Annotated in this window: 12 protein-coding genes; 8 read left to right on the top strand and 4 right to left on the bottom strand. The window is 61.5% G+C overall.

The genetic code is table 11. The features are described from left to right. Positions 1-35: 35 nt before the first annotated feature. The 3 genes from AU074_RS26085 to sctC all read right to left on the bottom strand — a co-directional run bounded on the left by AU074_RS26085 (position 36) and on the right by sctC (position 2,495). Positions 36-497 carry a transglycosylase SLT domain-containing protein gene (locus tag AU074_RS26085; RefSeq protein WP_076017184.1) on the bottom strand — a complete coding sequence of 154 codons (462 nt, stop codon included), beginning with the start codon at positions 495-497 and terminating at the stop codon, positions 36-38. Next, on the bottom strand, positions 494-859 hold the full coding sequence (locus tag AU074_RS26080; protein ID WP_076017183.1) for a winged helix-turn-helix domain-containing protein: 366 nt from the start codon (positions 857-859) through the stop codon (positions 494-496). The genes AU074_RS26085 and AU074_RS26080 overlap by 4 nt, the downstream gene beginning before the upstream one ends. 172 nt (positions 860-1,031) lie before the next feature. After that, positions 1,032-2,495 carry a type III secretion system outer membrane ring subunit SctC gene (gene sctC, locus AU074_RS26075; RefSeq protein WP_076017182.1) on the bottom strand — a complete coding sequence of 488 codons (1,464 nt, stop codon included), beginning with the start codon at positions 2,493-2,495 and terminating at the stop codon, positions 1,032-1,034. A 236-nt stretch (positions 2,496-2,731) separates the two neighbouring features. Between sctC and AU074_RS26070 the strand changes: the two genes are divergently transcribed. The 8 genes from AU074_RS26070 to cobA all read left to right on the top strand — a co-directional run bounded on the left by AU074_RS26070 (position 2,732) and on the right by cobA (position 14,959). Next, complete coding sequence (locus tag AU074_RS26070) at positions 2,732-3,931, top strand: CmpA/NrtA family ABC transporter substrate-binding protein (RefSeq protein ID WP_076017181.1); 1,200 nt, start codon at positions 2,732-2,734, stop codon at positions 3,929-3,931. A 12-nt stretch (positions 3,932-3,943) separates the two neighbouring features. Next, on the top strand, positions 3,944-4,519 hold the full coding sequence (locus AU074_RS26065; protein WP_076017180.1) for an ANTAR domain-containing response regulator: 576 nt from the start codon (positions 3,944-3,946) through the stop codon (positions 4,517-4,519). A 1,097-nt stretch (positions 4,520-5,616) separates the two neighbouring features. Then, the gene (locus AU074_RS26060; protein WP_076017179.1) at positions 5,617-6,828 is read left to right on the top strand and encodes a NarK/NasA family nitrate transporter; all 1,212 of its coding nucleotides are present in this window, start codon (positions 5,617-5,619) and stop codon (positions 6,826-6,828) included. Further along, the gene (locus AU074_RS26055; RefSeq protein WP_076017414.1) at positions 6,828-8,498 is read left to right on the top strand and encodes a bifunctional protein-serine/threonine kinase/phosphatase; all 1,671 of its coding nucleotides are present in this window, start codon (positions 6,828-6,830) and stop codon (positions 8,496-8,498) included. Before AU074_RS26060 ends, AU074_RS26055 begins: the two co-directional genes overlap by 1 nt. Before the next feature lie 232 nt (positions 8,499-8,730). Further along, positions 8,731-11,184: a nitrite reductase large subunit NirB gene (nirB, locus tag AU074_RS26050; protein WP_076017178.1), complete on the top strand. Its 2,454-nt coding sequence runs from the start codon at positions 8,731-8,733 to the stop codon at positions 11,182-11,184. Beyond that, a complete protein-coding gene (nirD, locus tag AU074_RS26045) occupies positions 11,181-11,498 on the top strand; it encodes a nitrite reductase small subunit NirD (protein WP_063032355.1) in 318 nt (105 codons plus the stop codon). The genes nirB and nirD overlap by 4 nt, the downstream gene beginning before the upstream one ends. Next, a complete protein-coding gene (locus AU074_RS26040) occupies positions 11,498-14,206 on the top strand; it encodes a nitrate reductase (protein WP_076017177.1) in 2,709 nt (902 codons plus the stop codon). Before nirD ends, AU074_RS26040 begins: the two co-directional genes overlap by 1 nt. Before the next feature lie 9 nt (positions 14,207-14,215). Continuing rightward, positions 14,216-14,959: a uroporphyrinogen-III C-methyltransferase gene (cobA, locus tag AU074_RS26035; protein WP_076017176.1), complete on the top strand. Its 744-nt coding sequence runs from the start codon at positions 14,216-14,218 to the stop codon at positions 14,957-14,959. Positions 14,960-15,019: 60 nt separating this feature from the next. Here the strand turns inward: cobA and AU074_RS26030 are convergent, their stop codons facing one another. Next, entirely contained in the window at positions 15,020-16,003 is a 984-nt protein-coding gene (locus AU074_RS26030; RefSeq protein WP_076017175.1) for an OmpA family protein, read from the bottom strand. Positions 16,004-16,023 lie beyond the last annotated feature (20 nt).

Raw genomic sequence — 16,023 nt, 5'->3', positions numbered from 1 at the left:
GTGAAGGGCTGCATGCGAGGCGTGCCGTCCAAACGTCAGTTGCGGTACGCCATCAGTTCCTCGTAGCGAACCCAGATTTTTTGCGCATAGCGAAGACGCAGAGCCTCGCGCTGAGGCCCGGGGCCTCCGCCCACATTGTAGGAACCGATGGCCGTCCAGTTGTAGCCGAACTGTTTGATAAAGTCGGCAAGGATCGACGCGCCGACTTCCACCGACAGACAAGGCTCATCCAGCAGGCGTTGTTCGGTAATGCCCAACTTGAGCAGGCGTGGCAGGTGAATGCTGTTGATCTGCATCAACCCGATATCACGGGTGCCGTTGTTGTTGGCGTAATTCATGGCCTCGGCGCGATAGCCCGATTCCACCGCAGCGATGGCCTGCAACAACTCCGGTTCGATGCCGTGCACGCTGGCGGCCTCTGCCCAGCAATAGGCCCTGGCTTCATTGCTCAAGCAGAGCGCGAGCAGTAGCACGCTATTGCGCCAGGCGCTTCTCATGCCTGACCTCGACCGCAGGTGGAACAGACATGGCTCGTCACCGTGACCGCACAGGTCACTCGGTACCCTTTGCCGTACACCGTCTTGATCAGGCCCCTGCCGTCCTTCAAGATTTTACGCAGCGAACAGATGCAACGGGTCAGAGACTCTTCGGTGGCCTCGTTATGAGGCCATGCCTGTTCCAGCAAGTGATCCTTGGTCACCAACACACCGGCCGACGCCAGCAGCACGCGCAGCACCTGCCCTTCCTTGGGCGGTAGTTGAATATCCGAGTCTTCATCGGTCAGCCTGCCGTCGCCATGCAATGTCCAGCGATCAAAGACCATCGGGGCAGCCAGCACCCCATCATTCAACACGGCCATTCAGTCCTCTGCACCCAACTCACCCTTATTTCCAACAATGGTTTTCCCGGAAAGTCGCGACTATAAAAAGCTCACCGGCGATATAGGAGAGGATAAAGCCCGCAGGCACTGTTTTTTTCCAGACAGGCTGCGTAGGATTTTTCGACACCACCCCGCACAGGACAACGACGGTTTATCCCTCAATCACGCGGGTAAATGCACGTTTCACCCGCTCGTGCTGGGAGGGTGTCAGCGGCGGCGCCTGCCCAGGCTCCGCCCGGGCATGCACGGCGTCCCTGACCGATGTCGCCTGAATGACAAACAGACGCACACTGTTGGCCATAGGCCCGTAATAACGTCCGGACAAGGCCGCTCCGGTATCGCGCTGAAAATCCCCCACCAGCAGCCGTCTGCCCGGTGCCACACGCACGACGCTGCTGATCCCCACACGCTCCACCGCCGCCGAGCGCTTGTCGCGACTGCCAGCCTTGCCCATCTGGCGGCCATCCTCAACGGTGAGCAGCATCTCGATTTCACCCGCCTCGGCGAAGCGCGGCAACACACTCAACTGTGTGCCATAGACCACCGGTTGCCACTCATCGCTGTCCTCACCTGGCCGGGGCAGATAGAACGTCTGGTTATCGTTGAACACCGCCGGCACATTCTCCTGGGTAAGAATCACCGGCAGCGCCGTGACCTTTGCGCGCCGACGCGGCTCCAGTGCCGAGATCCGCTTCATGAAGGTGTCGTCATCGACGGGCGCCATGACCCGGGTTGCGGAAGGCTCGCCGGCCCCCTCGTGCATGGCCGCACCCAGCTTCTTGAGCTCATCACGATCCACATCCACCAGCCACAACGAGACCTCCACCGCACGTTTCGGCACATCCAGTTCCGCCACCAGGCTTTCGATAAAGCTCACCTGCTCAGGCTTGCCCTTGATCAACAAGCTGTTGGTGTCCGGGTACGCCAGCACCGAAATATCCCTGTCGTCCAGTAATCCGGGTTGCCCCGGGGAGTCAGGCTTCTGCCCGACGGCCAGCAGTTTTTCGATCATCGAGGCCATGCCCGGTACCGTGACGGTTTTGTCGCCCATGTCGTACTCTCGGTCTGCAACGTGGGTGTTGAGTACCTGCACCACCCCGATCCGCTGCGACCCCGTGCGCAACTCCGCACGCTGGCGGTCCATCAGTTGCGCCAGGCGCAACACATGGTCGACATAGTTCGGCGGCCCGGATACGTAGAACATCCGCGCCCCACTCGCCCGCAGCGGGTAGCGCGCCTCGTCGAGCCCCGAGCGGCGCATGAACCCGCGCAGGATATCGACCGAAATGTGCCGCAAGGTCACCACTGAGCTTTTCGCCTCGTCGGCGTCATAGAGGTAAAGCACCTGGCCGTCGCTGTACCAGATCAGGCCTTGCTGCCGGGCGACCGACTCCAGCAGCGGTTGCGCCGAATCGAAATCGAACGCTCCGCTGATATGCTTGCGCGCCGCCGCTTGACTGACAACGATCGGCTGCCCCAGTGGCAACGACAGCGCGGTAAAAAAGGTGTGCAGGCTTTCATCGCGGGCCTGGTACGACGCCCCAAACGCGCAGGGACTGCCCAACAGCATCAGGCAGAAAAGCAGCGTCGAAAAACGGTGAGGGTTGATGAACATGCCTGCATGGCCCGGGCTGAAAGAGCGGCCATACTGCGAGGCACGTCAATTTCAATCCTGATGGAAAGCTGACGCCACGCCCATCCTGCGCACGTCGTGGCATGTGCCTTGCTTTGCCTTGTCTATCGCAGCCCGCGCCAACGGCGGAACGGGCTCAAGGACACAGACGTCGTTACCCCGGGCTTCTCCTGTGAGTGGCCCGACGGAACGGCGTTTTTTATGAAAGGTACGTATTGATGAGTGATCCCCTGGCTTGGGTCAACGGCAGCGATGCCCCGGAAAAGAGCAGTCTCAACCTGGGATTCATGGCCCTGAGCGATTGCGCCTCGGTGGTGGTCGCCGCCACCCAGGGCTTCGCGCAGCCCTATGGCCTGACGTTGAATCTCAAGCGTCAGTCGTCATGGGCGAGCCTGCGGGACAACCTGGTCAGCGGCGAACTGGACGCCGCCCACAGCCTGTACGGCCTGATCTACGCCGTGCACCTGGGCATCGGCGGCGTGGCGCCCACCGACATGGCCGTGCTGATGGGCCTGAACCAGAACGGCCAGAGCATCAACCTGTCCCGTGGCCTGCAGCAGCAGGGGGTGACCAGTCCTGAGGCACTGGATCGTCGCGTGCACCAAAGCCGAACAAAACTCACCTTCGCCCAGACCTTTCCCACAGGCACTCACGCCATGTGGCTGTATTACTGGCTGGCGAGCCAGGGCATCCATCCGTTGCAGGATGTGGACAGTGTGGTGGTGCCACCGCCACAAATGGTTGCGCACCTGCAAGCCGGGCGCATCGATGGTTTTTGCGTTGGCGAACCCTGGTGCGCCAGTGCGGTGAAGCAAAATCAAGGCTTCACCCTGGCGACTACCCAGGCGATCTGGCCGGATCATCCGGAAAAAGTCCTCGGCTGCACCCAGGCGTTTGTCGAGCAATACCCCAACACCGCCCGGGTACTGGTGATGGCGATTCTGCAAGCCAGCCGTTTTATCGAGGAAAGTATTGAGAACCGGCGCTCTACCGCGCAACTGCTGAGCGCCCCGCAATACCTCGACGCGCCGCTGGACTGCATCGAACCGCGGCTGCTGGGCAACTATGACGACGGCCTCGGCAACCACTGGCAGGATCTCCATGCGCTGCGCTTTTTTGGCCATGGCGAAGTCAACTTGCCGTACCTGTCCGATGGCATGTGGTTCATGACCCAGTTCCGCCGCTGGGGCCTGCTGCGGGAAGACCCGGACTACCTCGGCACTGCCCGCCGCGTGCAGCAACTGGATATCTATCGCCAGGCGGCCAGCGCCGTGGGTGTGCCCGCCGGAGGCGAGGCCATGCGCAGCAGCCAGTTGATCGACGGCAAGGTCTGGGACGGTTCGGACCCGGCCGGGTATGCCCGCAGCTTTCGCCTGCACGCCATGGCCGACGTTTCCAGTCGCCAGGCCTTGCGCTGACAGGAGGATCTTATGTTGCGAATCCTGTTGATCAACGACACGCCGCGCAAGGTTGGGCGGCTCAAGGCCGCGTTGACCGAGGCCGGGTTTGAAGTGATCGATGAGTCGGGGTTGACGATTGACCTGCCGGCGCGGGTTGAGGCGGTGCGCCCGGATGTGATTTTGATCGATACCGAGTCGCCGGGGCGGGATGTGATGGAGCAGGTGGTGCTGGTCAGTCGCGACCAGCCGCGGCCGATTGTGATGTTTACCGATGAGCATGATCCGGGGGTGATGCGTCAGGCGATCAAGTCCGGGGTGAGTGCCTACATTGTCGAGGGGATTCAGGCGCAGCGGTTGCAGCCGATTCTGGATGTGGCGATGGCGCGGTTCGAGAGTGACCAGTCGCTGCGCGCGCAGTTGCAGGCGCGGGATCAGCAGTTGGCCGAACGCAAGCGGATCGAAACGGCCAAGGGGCTGTTGATGAAAATGAAGGGGTGTAATGAGGACGAGGCCTACACGCTGATGCGGCGTCAGGCGATGAGTCGGCAGCAGAAGCTGATTCAGGTGGCGGAGCAGATTATTGCGATGAGTGAGTTGTTGGGGTGAGGGCTTCTTGTTGTGTGTATATCCGTTTTTTGGGTGATGGCTGGTATTGGTTCCGCTCTTACAGCGGCTCACTTTTGAAGAGCGCAAAAGTAAGCAAAACGCTCTTGCCCCACCACTCGGCACCTCGCCTAGGCTCGGTGTGCCCTCAGCTCCGGCAGCACGAAGCGGGCCGCCGCGACGGGGCGTCCCTGCCCCGTCGCGGCTAAACCGGCGTCCTGCCGGTTTACCCGCTCCGTACTGCCTACGTTCGGCCAGCGTGGTTTAACGGGGCGCCTAAGATCAAGATCACAAGCAGATCAACAGCACAGCGGCCTACCGGCCGGCTTGAGTGTGGTGAAGCAACAGCCAAATCAGAAGCTAAAGCGGGCACGGTCCAAATGTGGGAGCGGGCTTGCTCGCGAAGGTCGTTAACGATGACGCTGGCATCCTGGATGAACGCGGCGCCCTCTGGTTTTTCGCGAGCAAGCTCGCTCCTACAGGAAAGCAGCCCTGCTTTCGCTCTGGATCTTGCCTCTGCTTCTCACACTCAAGCCGGCCGGTAGGCCGCTGTGCTCTGCTTTTGATCTGCTTTTGATTTTGATCTTAGGCGCCCCGTCAACCACGATGGCCGCAAGCAGGCACGGTGGAGCGGGTAAATCGGCAGGGAAGCCGATTTAGCCGCGCCGGGCCATGGATGGCCCGTCGCGGCGGCCCGCGGAACCGGGCCGGAGTGCGGGCATGCCGAGCCTGGGCGAGGCACCGAGTGGTGGGGCAAAGACCTTTTGGTTACTTTTGGCTGGGCCGGCATTCCGGGCGTTTGCCAAAAGTGACCCGCTGTAAGAGCGGAACCATAAGCCGCCGTTACCTAAATAACGGATATACACACAATCAAAAAAACCACCTACCCCCTGTTGGCCCACCTCTTGCTAAAGAATCCCCACAGGTAGCCAACGGCGGTTGCCCCCTCCACGACAAAGACGTCGCACACCCGGTTTGCCCTCGCGAACCCGGTGGCGGCGTTTTTTCGTTTTGGCCCCATAGCCCGGGGCCGGTGGGGCGGCCACAGCCGTTCCATCACCAGGCCTTCTCATAAGACCCCTTTACCGCTGAGGTGCGTGATGAAATCAAGCTTCTGGAAATCCGGCCACACCCCAACCCTGTTCGCCGCGTTCCTGTATTTCGACCTGAGTTTCATGGTCTGGTACCTGTTAGGCCCCCTGGCGGTGCAAATCGCCGCCGACCTGCACCTCACCACCCAACAACGCGGCCTGGTGGTCGCCACCCCGATCCTCGCCGGCGCAGTGCTGCGCTTCCTGATGGGCATGCTCGCCGACAAACTCTCGCCCAAGACCGCCGGCCTGATTGGCCAGGTGATCGTCATCTGCGCCCTCTTCGGCGCCTGGAAACTCGGGATTCACAGCTACGAACAAGCCTTGCTGCTGGGGATGTTCCTCGGCATGGCCGGTGCCTCGTTCGCCGTCGCCCTGCCCCTGGCGTCCCAGTGGTACCCCGCCGAGCATCAGGGCAAGGCCATGGGTATCGCCGGCGCCGGCAACTCCGGGACAGTATTTGCGGCCTTGCTGGCACCCGTACTGGCCGCCGCATTTGGCTGGAGCAATGTGTTCGGCTTTGCGCTGATCCCGCTGATCCTGACCCTGATCGTCTTCGCCTGGCTCGCCCGCAATGCCCCGCAACGGCCCAAAGCCAAGTCCATGGCCGACTACTTCAAGGCACTGGGCGACCGCGATAGCTGGTGGTTCATGTTCTTCTACAGCGTGACCTTCGGCGGTTTTATCGGATTGGCCAGCGCCCTGCCCGGCTACTTCAATGACCAATACGGCTTGAGCCCGGTGACCGCCGGTTACTACACCGCTGCCTGTGTGTTCGGCGGCAGCCTGATGCGGCCTTTGGGCGGCGCCCTGGCCGATCGTTTTGGCGGGATTCGGACCCTGCTCGGCATGTACGGCGTGGCCGCGATCTGCATCACGGCGGTGGGGTTTAACCTGCCAAGTTCCTACGCCGCCCTGGCGCTTTTCGTCTGCACCATGCTCGGTTTGGGTGCAGGAAACGGCGCAGTGTTCCAACTGGTGCCCCAGCGTTTTCATCGGGAGATCGGCGTCATGACCGGCCTGATCGGCATGGCCGGCGGCATCGGCGGTTTCGCCCTGGCAGCGGGCATGGGCGCGATCAAGCAAAGCACCGGCAGCTATCAACTGGCACTGTGGTTGTTCGCCAGCCTAGGCGTGCTGGCATGGTTCGGCCTGTACGGCGTCAAGCGTCGTTGGAGAACCACCTGGGGCTCGGCAGCGGTGACGGCTGCGCGGGTCTGATGAGCCTGCAACTGAGCTTCGCCCAAGCCAGCGCCACCGGCCCTCGGCAGGAAAACCAGGACGCCTTGCGCCTGGTCACGCCAGCCCCGGAGCTGGCCGCGAGCAAAGGCTACCTGTGCGCCATCGCCGATGGCGTCAGCCAATGCGCCGATGGCGGACTGGCTGCTCGTTCGACCTTGCAAGCCCTGGCCCTGGACTACTACGCCACGCCGCAAACCTGGGGCGTGGCCCAGGCCCTGGAACGCTTGCTGGTGGCACAGAATCGCTGGCTGCAAGCCAACGGCGGCGGCCAGCCGTTGCTGACGACCCTGAGCGCTCTGGTGTTTCGCGGCCAGCGTTTCACCCTGGCCCACGTGGGTGATTGCCGGGTGTATCGCTGGCTCGATGGCGAGTTGCAGCGCCTGAGCCAAGAGCACGTGTGGGAGCAACCGGGCATGCAGCATGTGCTCAAGCGCGCCATGGGCCTGGATCAACATCTGGTACTGGATTTCCTCGACGGCGAGTTGCGGGCCGGTGAGTGTTTTCTGCTGCTCAGCGACGGTGTGTGGGCGACCCTGGATGACACCCGCATCAGCGCAATCCTGCGGGAACAGTCGGACCTGAACCTCGCGGTAAACACCTTGGTCAGCGCTGCGCACCTGGCGGGCAGTCAGGACAATGCCAGCGCCCTGCTGGTGCGTGTCGACCAGCTCGGCGCTGCCACCCTGGGTGATGCACTGGTGCAGTTGCAGCAATGGCCGCTGCCGCCGCCCTTGAAAGCCGGCCAGCGTTTCGAAGGCTGGCAGGTGGAAACGCTGCTGGGGCAAAGCCGCCAATCCTTGCTCTACCGGGTGCGCGATGCCCAGCAACAGGCCTGGCTGCTGAAAACCTTGCCGGTCAGCCATGACGATGACGTGTTCGCCGCTCAGGCATTGCTGTCGGAGGAATGGTTCCTGCGCCGCGTCGCCGGCCGCGCGTTTCCTGAAGTCCATCCCGCCAACGGTCGTCAGCATTTGTACTACGTGATGCGTGAATATGCCGGGCAAACCCTGGCCGAACTGTTCAAGCACCAGGGCCCACTGCCCCTGGCGCAGTGGCAGTCCCTGGCCGAACGCCTGTTGCGCGCGGTCGGGTTGCTGCACCGCCGGCAGATCCTGCACCGCGACATCAAGCCGGAAAACCTGCTGCTGGGCGACGATAACGAATTGCGCGTGCTGGATTTCGGCCTGGCCTACTGCCCCGGGCTTTCCGAGGATCGCGCGCACCTGCTGCCTGGCACGCCGAGTTTTATCGCCCCGGAAGCCTTCAACGGCGAACGCCCTACTCCGCAACAGGATTTGTATAGCGTCGGCGTGACCTTGTATTACCTGCTCACCGGGCATTATCCCTACGGCGAAATCGAAGCTTTCCAGCGCCCCCGGTTCACCGCGCCTGTCAGCGCCAGCCGCTACCGCCCCGACCTCCCCGACTGGCTGCAACAAAGCCTGGAGCGCGCCGTCGCCGCGCAACCCGAGCAACGTTATGAAACCGCCGAGGAATGGTTGCTGGTGCTAGAGCAGGCAGACCGCCGCGAGTTGAGCACGCGACCAAAACCACTGCTGGAGCGCGAACCGCTCAAGGTCTGGCAAACATTGGCGGTGCTGTCGCTGCTGATCAATCTGGTGCTGTTGTACTGGCTGTTGCACCACTAAGAGGCGAAATCCCCCGACACATCGGCGCCAGACCGAACAAATCCGGCCAAACCGCCACTTGGCACAACCACTGCATTAGCTTTTCCATCAACACACATATAGCCGCACCTTCAACGTCGAAGGTCGAGCTTCCCGAGAGAACGGGACCAGGACAAAGGCGTCCTCGCTACTTATCTAGCGGGGACGCCTTTTTTTGTTGCGCACGATTTGTCGAGCCACTGCGGAGAACGACATGAAGAAACTCAAACTGGTGATGATCGGCAACGGCATGGCCGGGGTTCGCACCCTTGAAGAATTGCTCAAGCTGAGCAGCGACCTGTACGACATCACCGTCTTCGGCGCCGAGCCCCACACCAATTACAACCGCATCCTGCTGTCGCCGGTGCTGGCCGGTGAGCAGACCTTCGAAGAGATCGTGCTTAACGATTTGAGCTGGTACCTCGATAACAACATCAAGTTGCTGCTCAACCGCAAAGTGGTGCAAATCGACCGGGTCAAACGCAAAGTCATCGCCGAAGACGGCAGCGAGGCCGAGTACGATCGCCTCCTGATCGCCACCGGCTCCACGCCGTTTATCCTGCCGATCCCCGGCAATACGTTGCAGGGTGTAATCGGCTACCGCGACATCGCAGACACCCAGGCCATGATCGACACCGCCAAGACCCACAAGCACGCCGTGGTGATCGGCGGCGGGCTGCTGGGCCTGGAGGCCGCCAACGGCCTGATGCTGCGCGGCATGCACGTGACTGTGGTGCATATCGGCGAGTGGCTGTTGGAGCGGCAACTGGACAAGACCAGCGGCCAACTGCTGCAAACCGAACTGGAAAGCCGCGGCCTGGTGTTCCGCCTGCAGGAACAAACCCAAGCGCTGCATGACGCCGGCAACGGCCGCGTCGGCTCGGTGCAGTTCAAGAATGGCGATGTGATCCCCGCCGACCTGGTGGTGATGGCTGCCGGTATCCGCCCCAACACCGAGCTCGCGGAAAAATCCGGCATCCCGTGCAACCGTGGGATTCTGGTCAACGACACCCTGCAAACCTACGACCCGCGCATCTATGCCATCGGCGAATGCGCCAGCCATCGCGGGATCGCCTATGGCCTGGTCGCACCGCTGTTCGAACAGGCAAAGGTCTGCGCCAACCACCTCGCCCAGTTGGGTTTCGCGCGTTATCAGGGGTCGGTGACCTCCACCAAATTGAAAGTCACTGGCATCGACCTGTTCTCCGCCGGGGATTTCATGGGTGGCGAAGGCACCGAAACCATCACCCTTTCCGACCCGATTGGCGGCGTCTACAAGAAGCTGGTGATCAAGGACGACATCCTCGTCGGCGCCTGCCTGTACGGCGATACGGCTGACGGCGGTTGGTATTTCCGGCAGATCCGTGAGAACCATGCCATTGGCGAGATCCGTGATCACCTGATGTTCGGCGAAAACGCCATCGGCGATGTAGGCCACCAAGGCCAGGACAAGGCCATGAGCATGGCCGACAGTGCTGAAGTCTGCGGCTGCAACGGCGTGTGCAAGGGCACCATCGTCAAGGCGATTCAGGAACACGGGCTGTTCAGCGTCGACGACGTGAAAAAACACACCAAGGCCGCCAGCTCCTGCGGCTCCTGCGCCGGTTTGGTGGAACAGATCCTGATCAACACCGTGGGCGGCGCAGCGGACGTCAAACCGAAAAGCGAAAAAGCCATCTGCGGCTGCAGCGACCTCAACCATGGCCAAATCCGCCAGGCCATCCGCGACCAGCACCTGCTGACGATCGCCGGCACCATGAGCTACCTGAACTGGCGCACCCCGAACGGCTGCGCCACCTGCCGCCCGGCACTCAACTATTACCTGATTTCCACCTGGCCCGGCGAGGCGAAAGACGATCCGCAATCGCGCCTGATCAACGAACGGGCCCACGCCAATATCCAGAAAGACGGTACCTACTCGGTAGTCCCGAGGATGTGGGGCGGTGTGACCAATCCATCGGAACTGCGGCGCATCGCCGATGTGGCCGACAAGTACAACGTGCCGATGGTCAAGGTCACCGGCGGGCAGCGTATCGACTTGCTGGGCATCAAGAAGCAGGACTTGCCCGGTGTATGGAAGGATCTCGACATGCCGTCCGGCCATGCCTACGGTAAATCCATCCGCACCGTGAAGACCTGCGTTGGCAGCGAGTTCTGCCGCTTTGGTACGCAGAATTCCACACAGCTGGGGATTGAGCTGGAACATGACCTGTTCAATATGTGGTCGCCCCACAAGGTCAAGCTGGCAGTGTCCGGCTGCCCGCGCAACTGCTCGGAAGCGGGGATCAAGGACGTGGGAATTATCGGCGTCGATTCCGGCTGGGAGATGTACATCGGCGGTAACGGCGGGATCAAGACTGAAGTTGCCGAGTTCTTCGTCAAGCTGAAAACCGCCGAAGAAGTGCGCGAATACAACGGCGCTTTCCTACAGCTCTACCGGGAAGAAGCCTTCTACCTGGAGCGCACCGTGCACTACCTGCAACGGGTGGGCATGGAGCACATCAAGAAGGCCGTCCTGGAAGACCCGGCGCGGCGCCAGGCGCTCAATGACCGCCTGCAATTCTCCCTGTCGTTCGAACAGGACCCGTGGAAAGAACGCCTGGAACAGCCACTGCTGAAAAAGGAGTTCGACACCCTCCCCGTCAAACTGCTGGAGGTGCCGGCATGAACTGGCTGGATATCTGCGCCCTTGAAGAAATCAACGCCCTGGGCTCGCGCATCATCACCGGGCCCAAAGGTGACATCGCGATTTTTCGTACCAGTGACGACGAAGTTTTCGCCCTCGACGACCGCTGCCCGCACAAGGGAGGTCCACTGTCCCAAGGCTTGATCTACGGCAAGCGCGTGGCCTGCCCGCTGCATAACTGGCAGATCGACCTGGAGTCCGGTGAAGCCCAGGCACCGGACGTCGGCTGCGCCCATCACCACCCGGCCCGTGTGGAAAACGGCCGGGTGATGCTGGCCCTGCGGGACGCCGGTTGATGAACCGCCAGACCACCGCGTCCACCTGCTGCTACTGCGGGGTCGGTTGCGGCGTGCTGATCGAGCATGATGGCTCGCAGATCCTCGGCGTCAGTGGCGACCCGAGCCATCCGGCCAACTTCGGCAAGCTGTGCAGCAAGGGTGCAAGCCTGCATCTTACTGGCGATCTTGCTGCCCGTGCGTTGTACCCGGAACTGCGGCTGGGCAAAGGCCTGGGCCGCACCCGCACTGACTGGGACACCGCCCTGGAACACGCGGCCAATGTGTTCGCCGAGACCATCGCCGAACACGGGCCGGACCGCGTGGCGTTTTATATCTCCGGGCAGTTGCTGACCGAGGATTACTACAGCTTCAACAAGCTGGCGCGGGCGCTGGTGGGCACCAACAATATCGACAGCAACTCGCGGCTGTGCATGTCTTCGGCGGTGGTCGGCTACAAGCGCAGCCTGGGGGCCGACGCGCCGCCCTGCAGTTATGAGGACCTGGAGTCGAGCGACTGCGTGATGATCGTCGGCAGTAACATGGCCTACGCGCATCCGGTGTTGTTCCGTCGCCTGGAGGAAGCCAAGGCCCGTCGGCCACAGATGAAGGTGGTGGTGATTGATCCCCGGCGCACCGACACCTGCGACCTGGCGGACCTGCACCTGGCGATCCTGCCGGGTACGGATGTCGCGTTGTTCCATGGGATCTTGCACTTGTTGTTGTGGGAAGACTGGATCGACCGCGATTTTATCCAGGCCCATACCGACGGGCTGATGGAGCTCAAACGCCTGGTTCACGACTACACGCCGCAGATGGTTACGCAGCTGTGCGGGATCAGTATCGAGCAACTGCGCCTGTGCGCAGAATGGGTCGGCACCTCGGCGAGCTTCCTGTCGTTGTGGTGCATGGGGCTGAACCAGTCCACAGCAGGCAGCGCAAAGAACAGCGCGCTGATTAACCTGCATCTGGCGACCGGCACCATCGGCCGTCCGGGCTGTGGACCTTTCTCCCTGACGGGTCAGCCGAATGCCATGGGTGGACGGGAAACAGGAAGCTTGTCGAATCTGTTGCCAGGCCATCGTGAGGCTGCCAATCCTGAACATCGGGCAGAAGTGGCCGCGTATTGGGGTGTAGAACAACTCCCCGCCAGCACCGGGCTCACGGCCATCGAACTGTTTGAACAGATGCAGACTGGCAAGATCAAGGCCGTGTGGATCGCCTGTACCAACCCGGCCCAATCACTGCCTGACCAAAACAGCGTGCGCCAGGCCCTGGAGGCGTGTCCGTTCGTGGTGCTACAGGAAGCCTTTCGTACAACCGAGACCGCACGTTTCGCCGACCTGTTGTTGCCGGCGGCGAGCTGGGGCGAGAAAGAAGGCACAGTCACCAACTCTGAACGGCGCATTTCCCACGTCCGGCCGGCCATCGACCCACCAGGGGAAGCGCGGCCGGACTGGGCCATCACCGTGGATTTTGCCCAGCGCCTGGAGCGGCGTCTTCGTCCCGGAAAACCGGGTCTTTTTGCCTTTGAGCAACCCGCGCAGATCTTTGAAGAATACAAATTGCTGACCCGTGGGCGCGACTTGGACCTCTCGGGTATCAGTCACGCCCTGCTGGACCGGATCGGCCCACAGCAATGGCCATTCCCGGCCGATGCCGTGGGCGGAACACCGCGTCTGTATACCGACGGGATTTTCCCTACTGAGACTGGCCGTGCGCACTTTGTCGCCGACCCTTATCGCGCCGCCAAGGAGCAGCGTGATGCGCGTTTCCCACTGACCCTGATCACCGGGCGCCTGCGGGACCAATGGCATGGCATGAGCCGCACGGGTACTGCTGCGCAGCTGTTCGGGCATGTCAGTGAAGCGTTGCTCAGCCTGCACCCGGATGAACTGCGCCGACATCGTTTGAAGGAAGGTGACCTGATCAGCCTGAAAAGTCGGCGCGCCAGCGTGATCGTGGCGGTCAACAGCGATGACAGCGTGCGTCCCGGCCAGGCTTTCCTGCCGATGCATTGGGGCGACCGGTTTCTTAAAGGTGGCGTCAATGCGCTCACCCAGCCGGCGTTCGATCCGCTGTCCAAACAGCCGGAACTCAAACACAGCGGCGTGCGCCTGGAGGCGGTGCAACTGCCCTGGCACTTGTTTGCGCTGATTGAGGGCGATGTGCAGCAACACTTCGAAGCGTTGCGACCGCTGTGTGAGGGCTTTGCCTACGTCAGCCTGAGCCTGACCGGGCGCGAGCGGCCCGCCCTGCTGATTCGTGCGGCGCATCACGAGGCGCCTGCGCTTGACCTGCTCAAGCAGATTGACCAGTTGCTGGGCCTCAATGACGGTCCGGTCATGGCCTACGACGACCCGCGGCGCTCCATTGGTAAGCGGGTAAAAATTGAAAAGGGCCGTATCACCGCGATCCGCCTGGCCGGCGAAACCCTGGCTCGCCACTGGTTGCAAAGCCTGTGGTTGGAAGGTCGCACCGATGAACAGTTGCGACGCTGGCTGCTGGCGCCATTGAGTGCGCCACCGGGGGGCGGTTCGACCCGCAACAAGACGTTGTGCAACTGCAGGAACGTCAGCGAAAACGCGGTCTGCGCCGGCATTGCCCGGGGCCTGGACCTGAATGGGCTGAAGCAGGAGTTGGGTTGCGGTACGCAATGCGGCTCCTGTGTGCCGGAAATCAAACGGCTATTGGCGAACGGCACGCAGCCAATCGCGATCACGGTGTGAGGAAAGCATATGAGCGCAAAAGTCTGGCTGGTGGGCGCAGGTCCCGGCGATCCGGAGCTGCTGACACTCAAGGCGGTGAGAGCCCTGCGGGAAGCCGATGTGGTGCTGATCGATGATCTGGTCAACCCGGCGCTGCTGGAGCATTGCCCCACTGCACGGCTGATCACCGTGGGTAAACGCGGCGGTTGCCGTTCCACACCACAGGCATTTATTCATCGCCTGATGTTGCGCTATGCCCGGCAAGGCAAATGCGTGGTGCGGCTCAAGGGCGGCGATCCGTGCATTTTTGGTCGCGGCGGCGAAGAGGCGGCATGGCTCAGGCAGCAAGGGGTGGAGGTGGAGTTGGTCAATGGCATTACGGCGGGGCTGGCCGGTGCAACGAACTGTGATATTCCGCTGACACTGCGCGGTATCAGCCGGGGCGTCACGCTGGTCACGGCTCACACTCAGGACGACAGTAGCCTCAATTGGCGAGCACTGGCCGAGAGTGGTACGACGCTGGTGATTTACATGGGTGTGGCCAAGTTGGGGGAGATTCGCCAACAGTTGCTGGAAGGTGGAATGAGCGACGACATGCCGGTGGCGATGATTGAAAACGCTTCATTGCCACAGCAACGTGAGTGTCGCAGCAGCCTTTCCCGGATGCAGGACGATGCACAGGATTTCGCCCTGAAGAGCCCGGCAATCCTGGTGATTGGCCGGGTAATCCAGGCAACGCAAGCGGTTGAGGCCCTGGCCAGCGCTACTGCGTGAGACAAATTGCAGGCGAAAAAAAGCCCGGCCTAAGCCGGGCTTTTTTCTACAACTCAGTAATTACTGAGCTGCTTGTGCTTCTACCGAGGCTTCTACGCGACGGTTGATAGCACGGCCAGCTTCAGTTGCGTTGTCAGCAACTGGGCGGGATTTGCCATAACCAACCGAGCTTACACGGTTAGGAGCAATACCGTCTTTGACCAGGACTTGCTTAACAGCGTCAGCACGACGCTGGGACAGCTTCTGGTTGTAAGCGTCAGGACCGACGGAGTCAGTGTGACCTTCAACAACGGTGGTGGTTTGTGGGTACTGTTTCATGAAGTCAGCGAGGTTTTTCACGTCGCCGTAGCTGTTAGGCTTAACAACCGACTTGTCGAAGTCGAACTTCACGTCCAGCTCAACACGAACAACCTGAGCAACCGGAGCTTCTGGCTCTGGAACTGGCTCTGGAGCTGGTGCTGGGGTAGGAGCTGGAGCAGTTTTGCCAGCGTTGCCGCCGAAGTTTACGCCCAGACCAACCAGTGCCGAGTAGTCCCACTTGCCGTTGTCGATAGCGTAGTCAGCTTCAACGCCAGCACGTGCGAACAGGTTGTCGGTGAAGTAGTACTTCACGCCAGCGCCAGCGATAGCCAGGGTCGATTGATCGCGACCTTTGTGACCATCAGCTTCAACGTTGGTACGGCTCTGGTGGCCGAAACCGCCCTCTACGTATGGACGCAGGGAGTCGACACCAGCTTGACCGAAGTGGTACTGGGCAGTAACGCTGCCGGTATCACCTTTGATCTTCTGGCTACCAGTACCGTCGTTCGAACGGGTGTGGTTGGTAGTGTCGTAGTTCAGGTTGATCGACACGTCGTCGGTCAGGAAGTAACCGATGCTGGCGCCAGGGTTGAAGCCGTCTTCGATATGCTTAACGCTATCGTTGAACTGCTTTTTGTAGAACAGCTGGCCTTCAACTGCGCCTTGGCCTTGTGCCAGAGCGCCGACTGAAGTGGCAGCAATAAGAGTACCAATGGCCAAGCCCAAGGTGTTTTTCAGTTTCATCCGTTAAATCCCCATCTGGT

Source organism: Pseudomonas sp. ATCC PTA-122608, from assembly GCF_001952855.1.
GTDB lineage: Bacteria > Pseudomonadota > Gammaproteobacteria > Pseudomonadales > Pseudomonadaceae > Aquipseudomonas.
This window is presented reverse-complemented; position numbering and strand designations above follow the sequence as displayed.

What these genes read in the sequence shown, in the direction of transcription:
- AU074_RS26085 (WP_076017184.1), bottom strand. Translation starts at nt 497, where the DNA reads ATGAGAAGCGCCTGGCGCAATAGCGTGCTACTGCTCGCGCTCTGCTTG.
- AU074_RS26080 (WP_076017183.1), bottom strand. Translation starts at nt 859, where the DNA reads ATGGCCGTGTTGAATGATGGGGTGCTGGCTGCCCCGATGGTCTTTGAT.
- sctC (WP_076017182.1), bottom strand. Translation starts at nt 2,495, where the DNA reads ATGTTCATCAACCCTCACCGTTTTTCGACGCTGCTTTTCTGCCTGATG.
- AU074_RS26070 (WP_076017181.1), top strand. Translation starts at nt 2,732, where the DNA reads ATGAGTGATCCCCTGGCTTGGGTCAACGGCAGCGATGCCCCGGAAAAG.
- AU074_RS26065 (WP_076017180.1), top strand. Translation starts at nt 3,944, where the DNA reads ATGTTGCGAATCCTGTTGATCAACGACACGCCGCGCAAGGTTGGGCGG.
- AU074_RS26060 (WP_076017179.1), top strand. Translation starts at nt 5,617, where the DNA reads ATGAAATCAAGCTTCTGGAAATCCGGCCACACCCCAACCCTGTTCGCC.
- AU074_RS26055 (WP_076017414.1), top strand. Translation starts at nt 6,828, where the DNA reads ATGAGCCTGCAACTGAGCTTCGCCCAAGCCAGCGCCACCGGCCCTCGG.
- nirB (WP_076017178.1), top strand. Translation starts at nt 8,731, where the DNA reads ATGAAGAAACTCAAACTGGTGATGATCGGCAACGGCATGGCCGGGGTT.
- nirD (WP_063032355.1), top strand. Translation starts at nt 11,181, where the DNA reads ATGAACTGGCTGGATATCTGCGCCCTTGAAGAAATCAACGCCCTGGGC.
- AU074_RS26040 (WP_076017177.1), top strand. Translation starts at nt 11,498, where the DNA reads ATGAACCGCCAGACCACCGCGTCCACCTGCTGCTACTGCGGGGTCGGT.
- cobA (WP_076017176.1), top strand. Translation starts at nt 14,216, where the DNA reads ATGAGCGCAAAAGTCTGGCTGGTGGGCGCAGGTCCCGGCGATCCGGAG.
- AU074_RS26030 (WP_076017175.1), bottom strand. Translation starts at nt 16,003, where the DNA reads ATGAAACTGAAAAACACCTTGGGCTTGGCCATTGGTACTCTTATTGCT.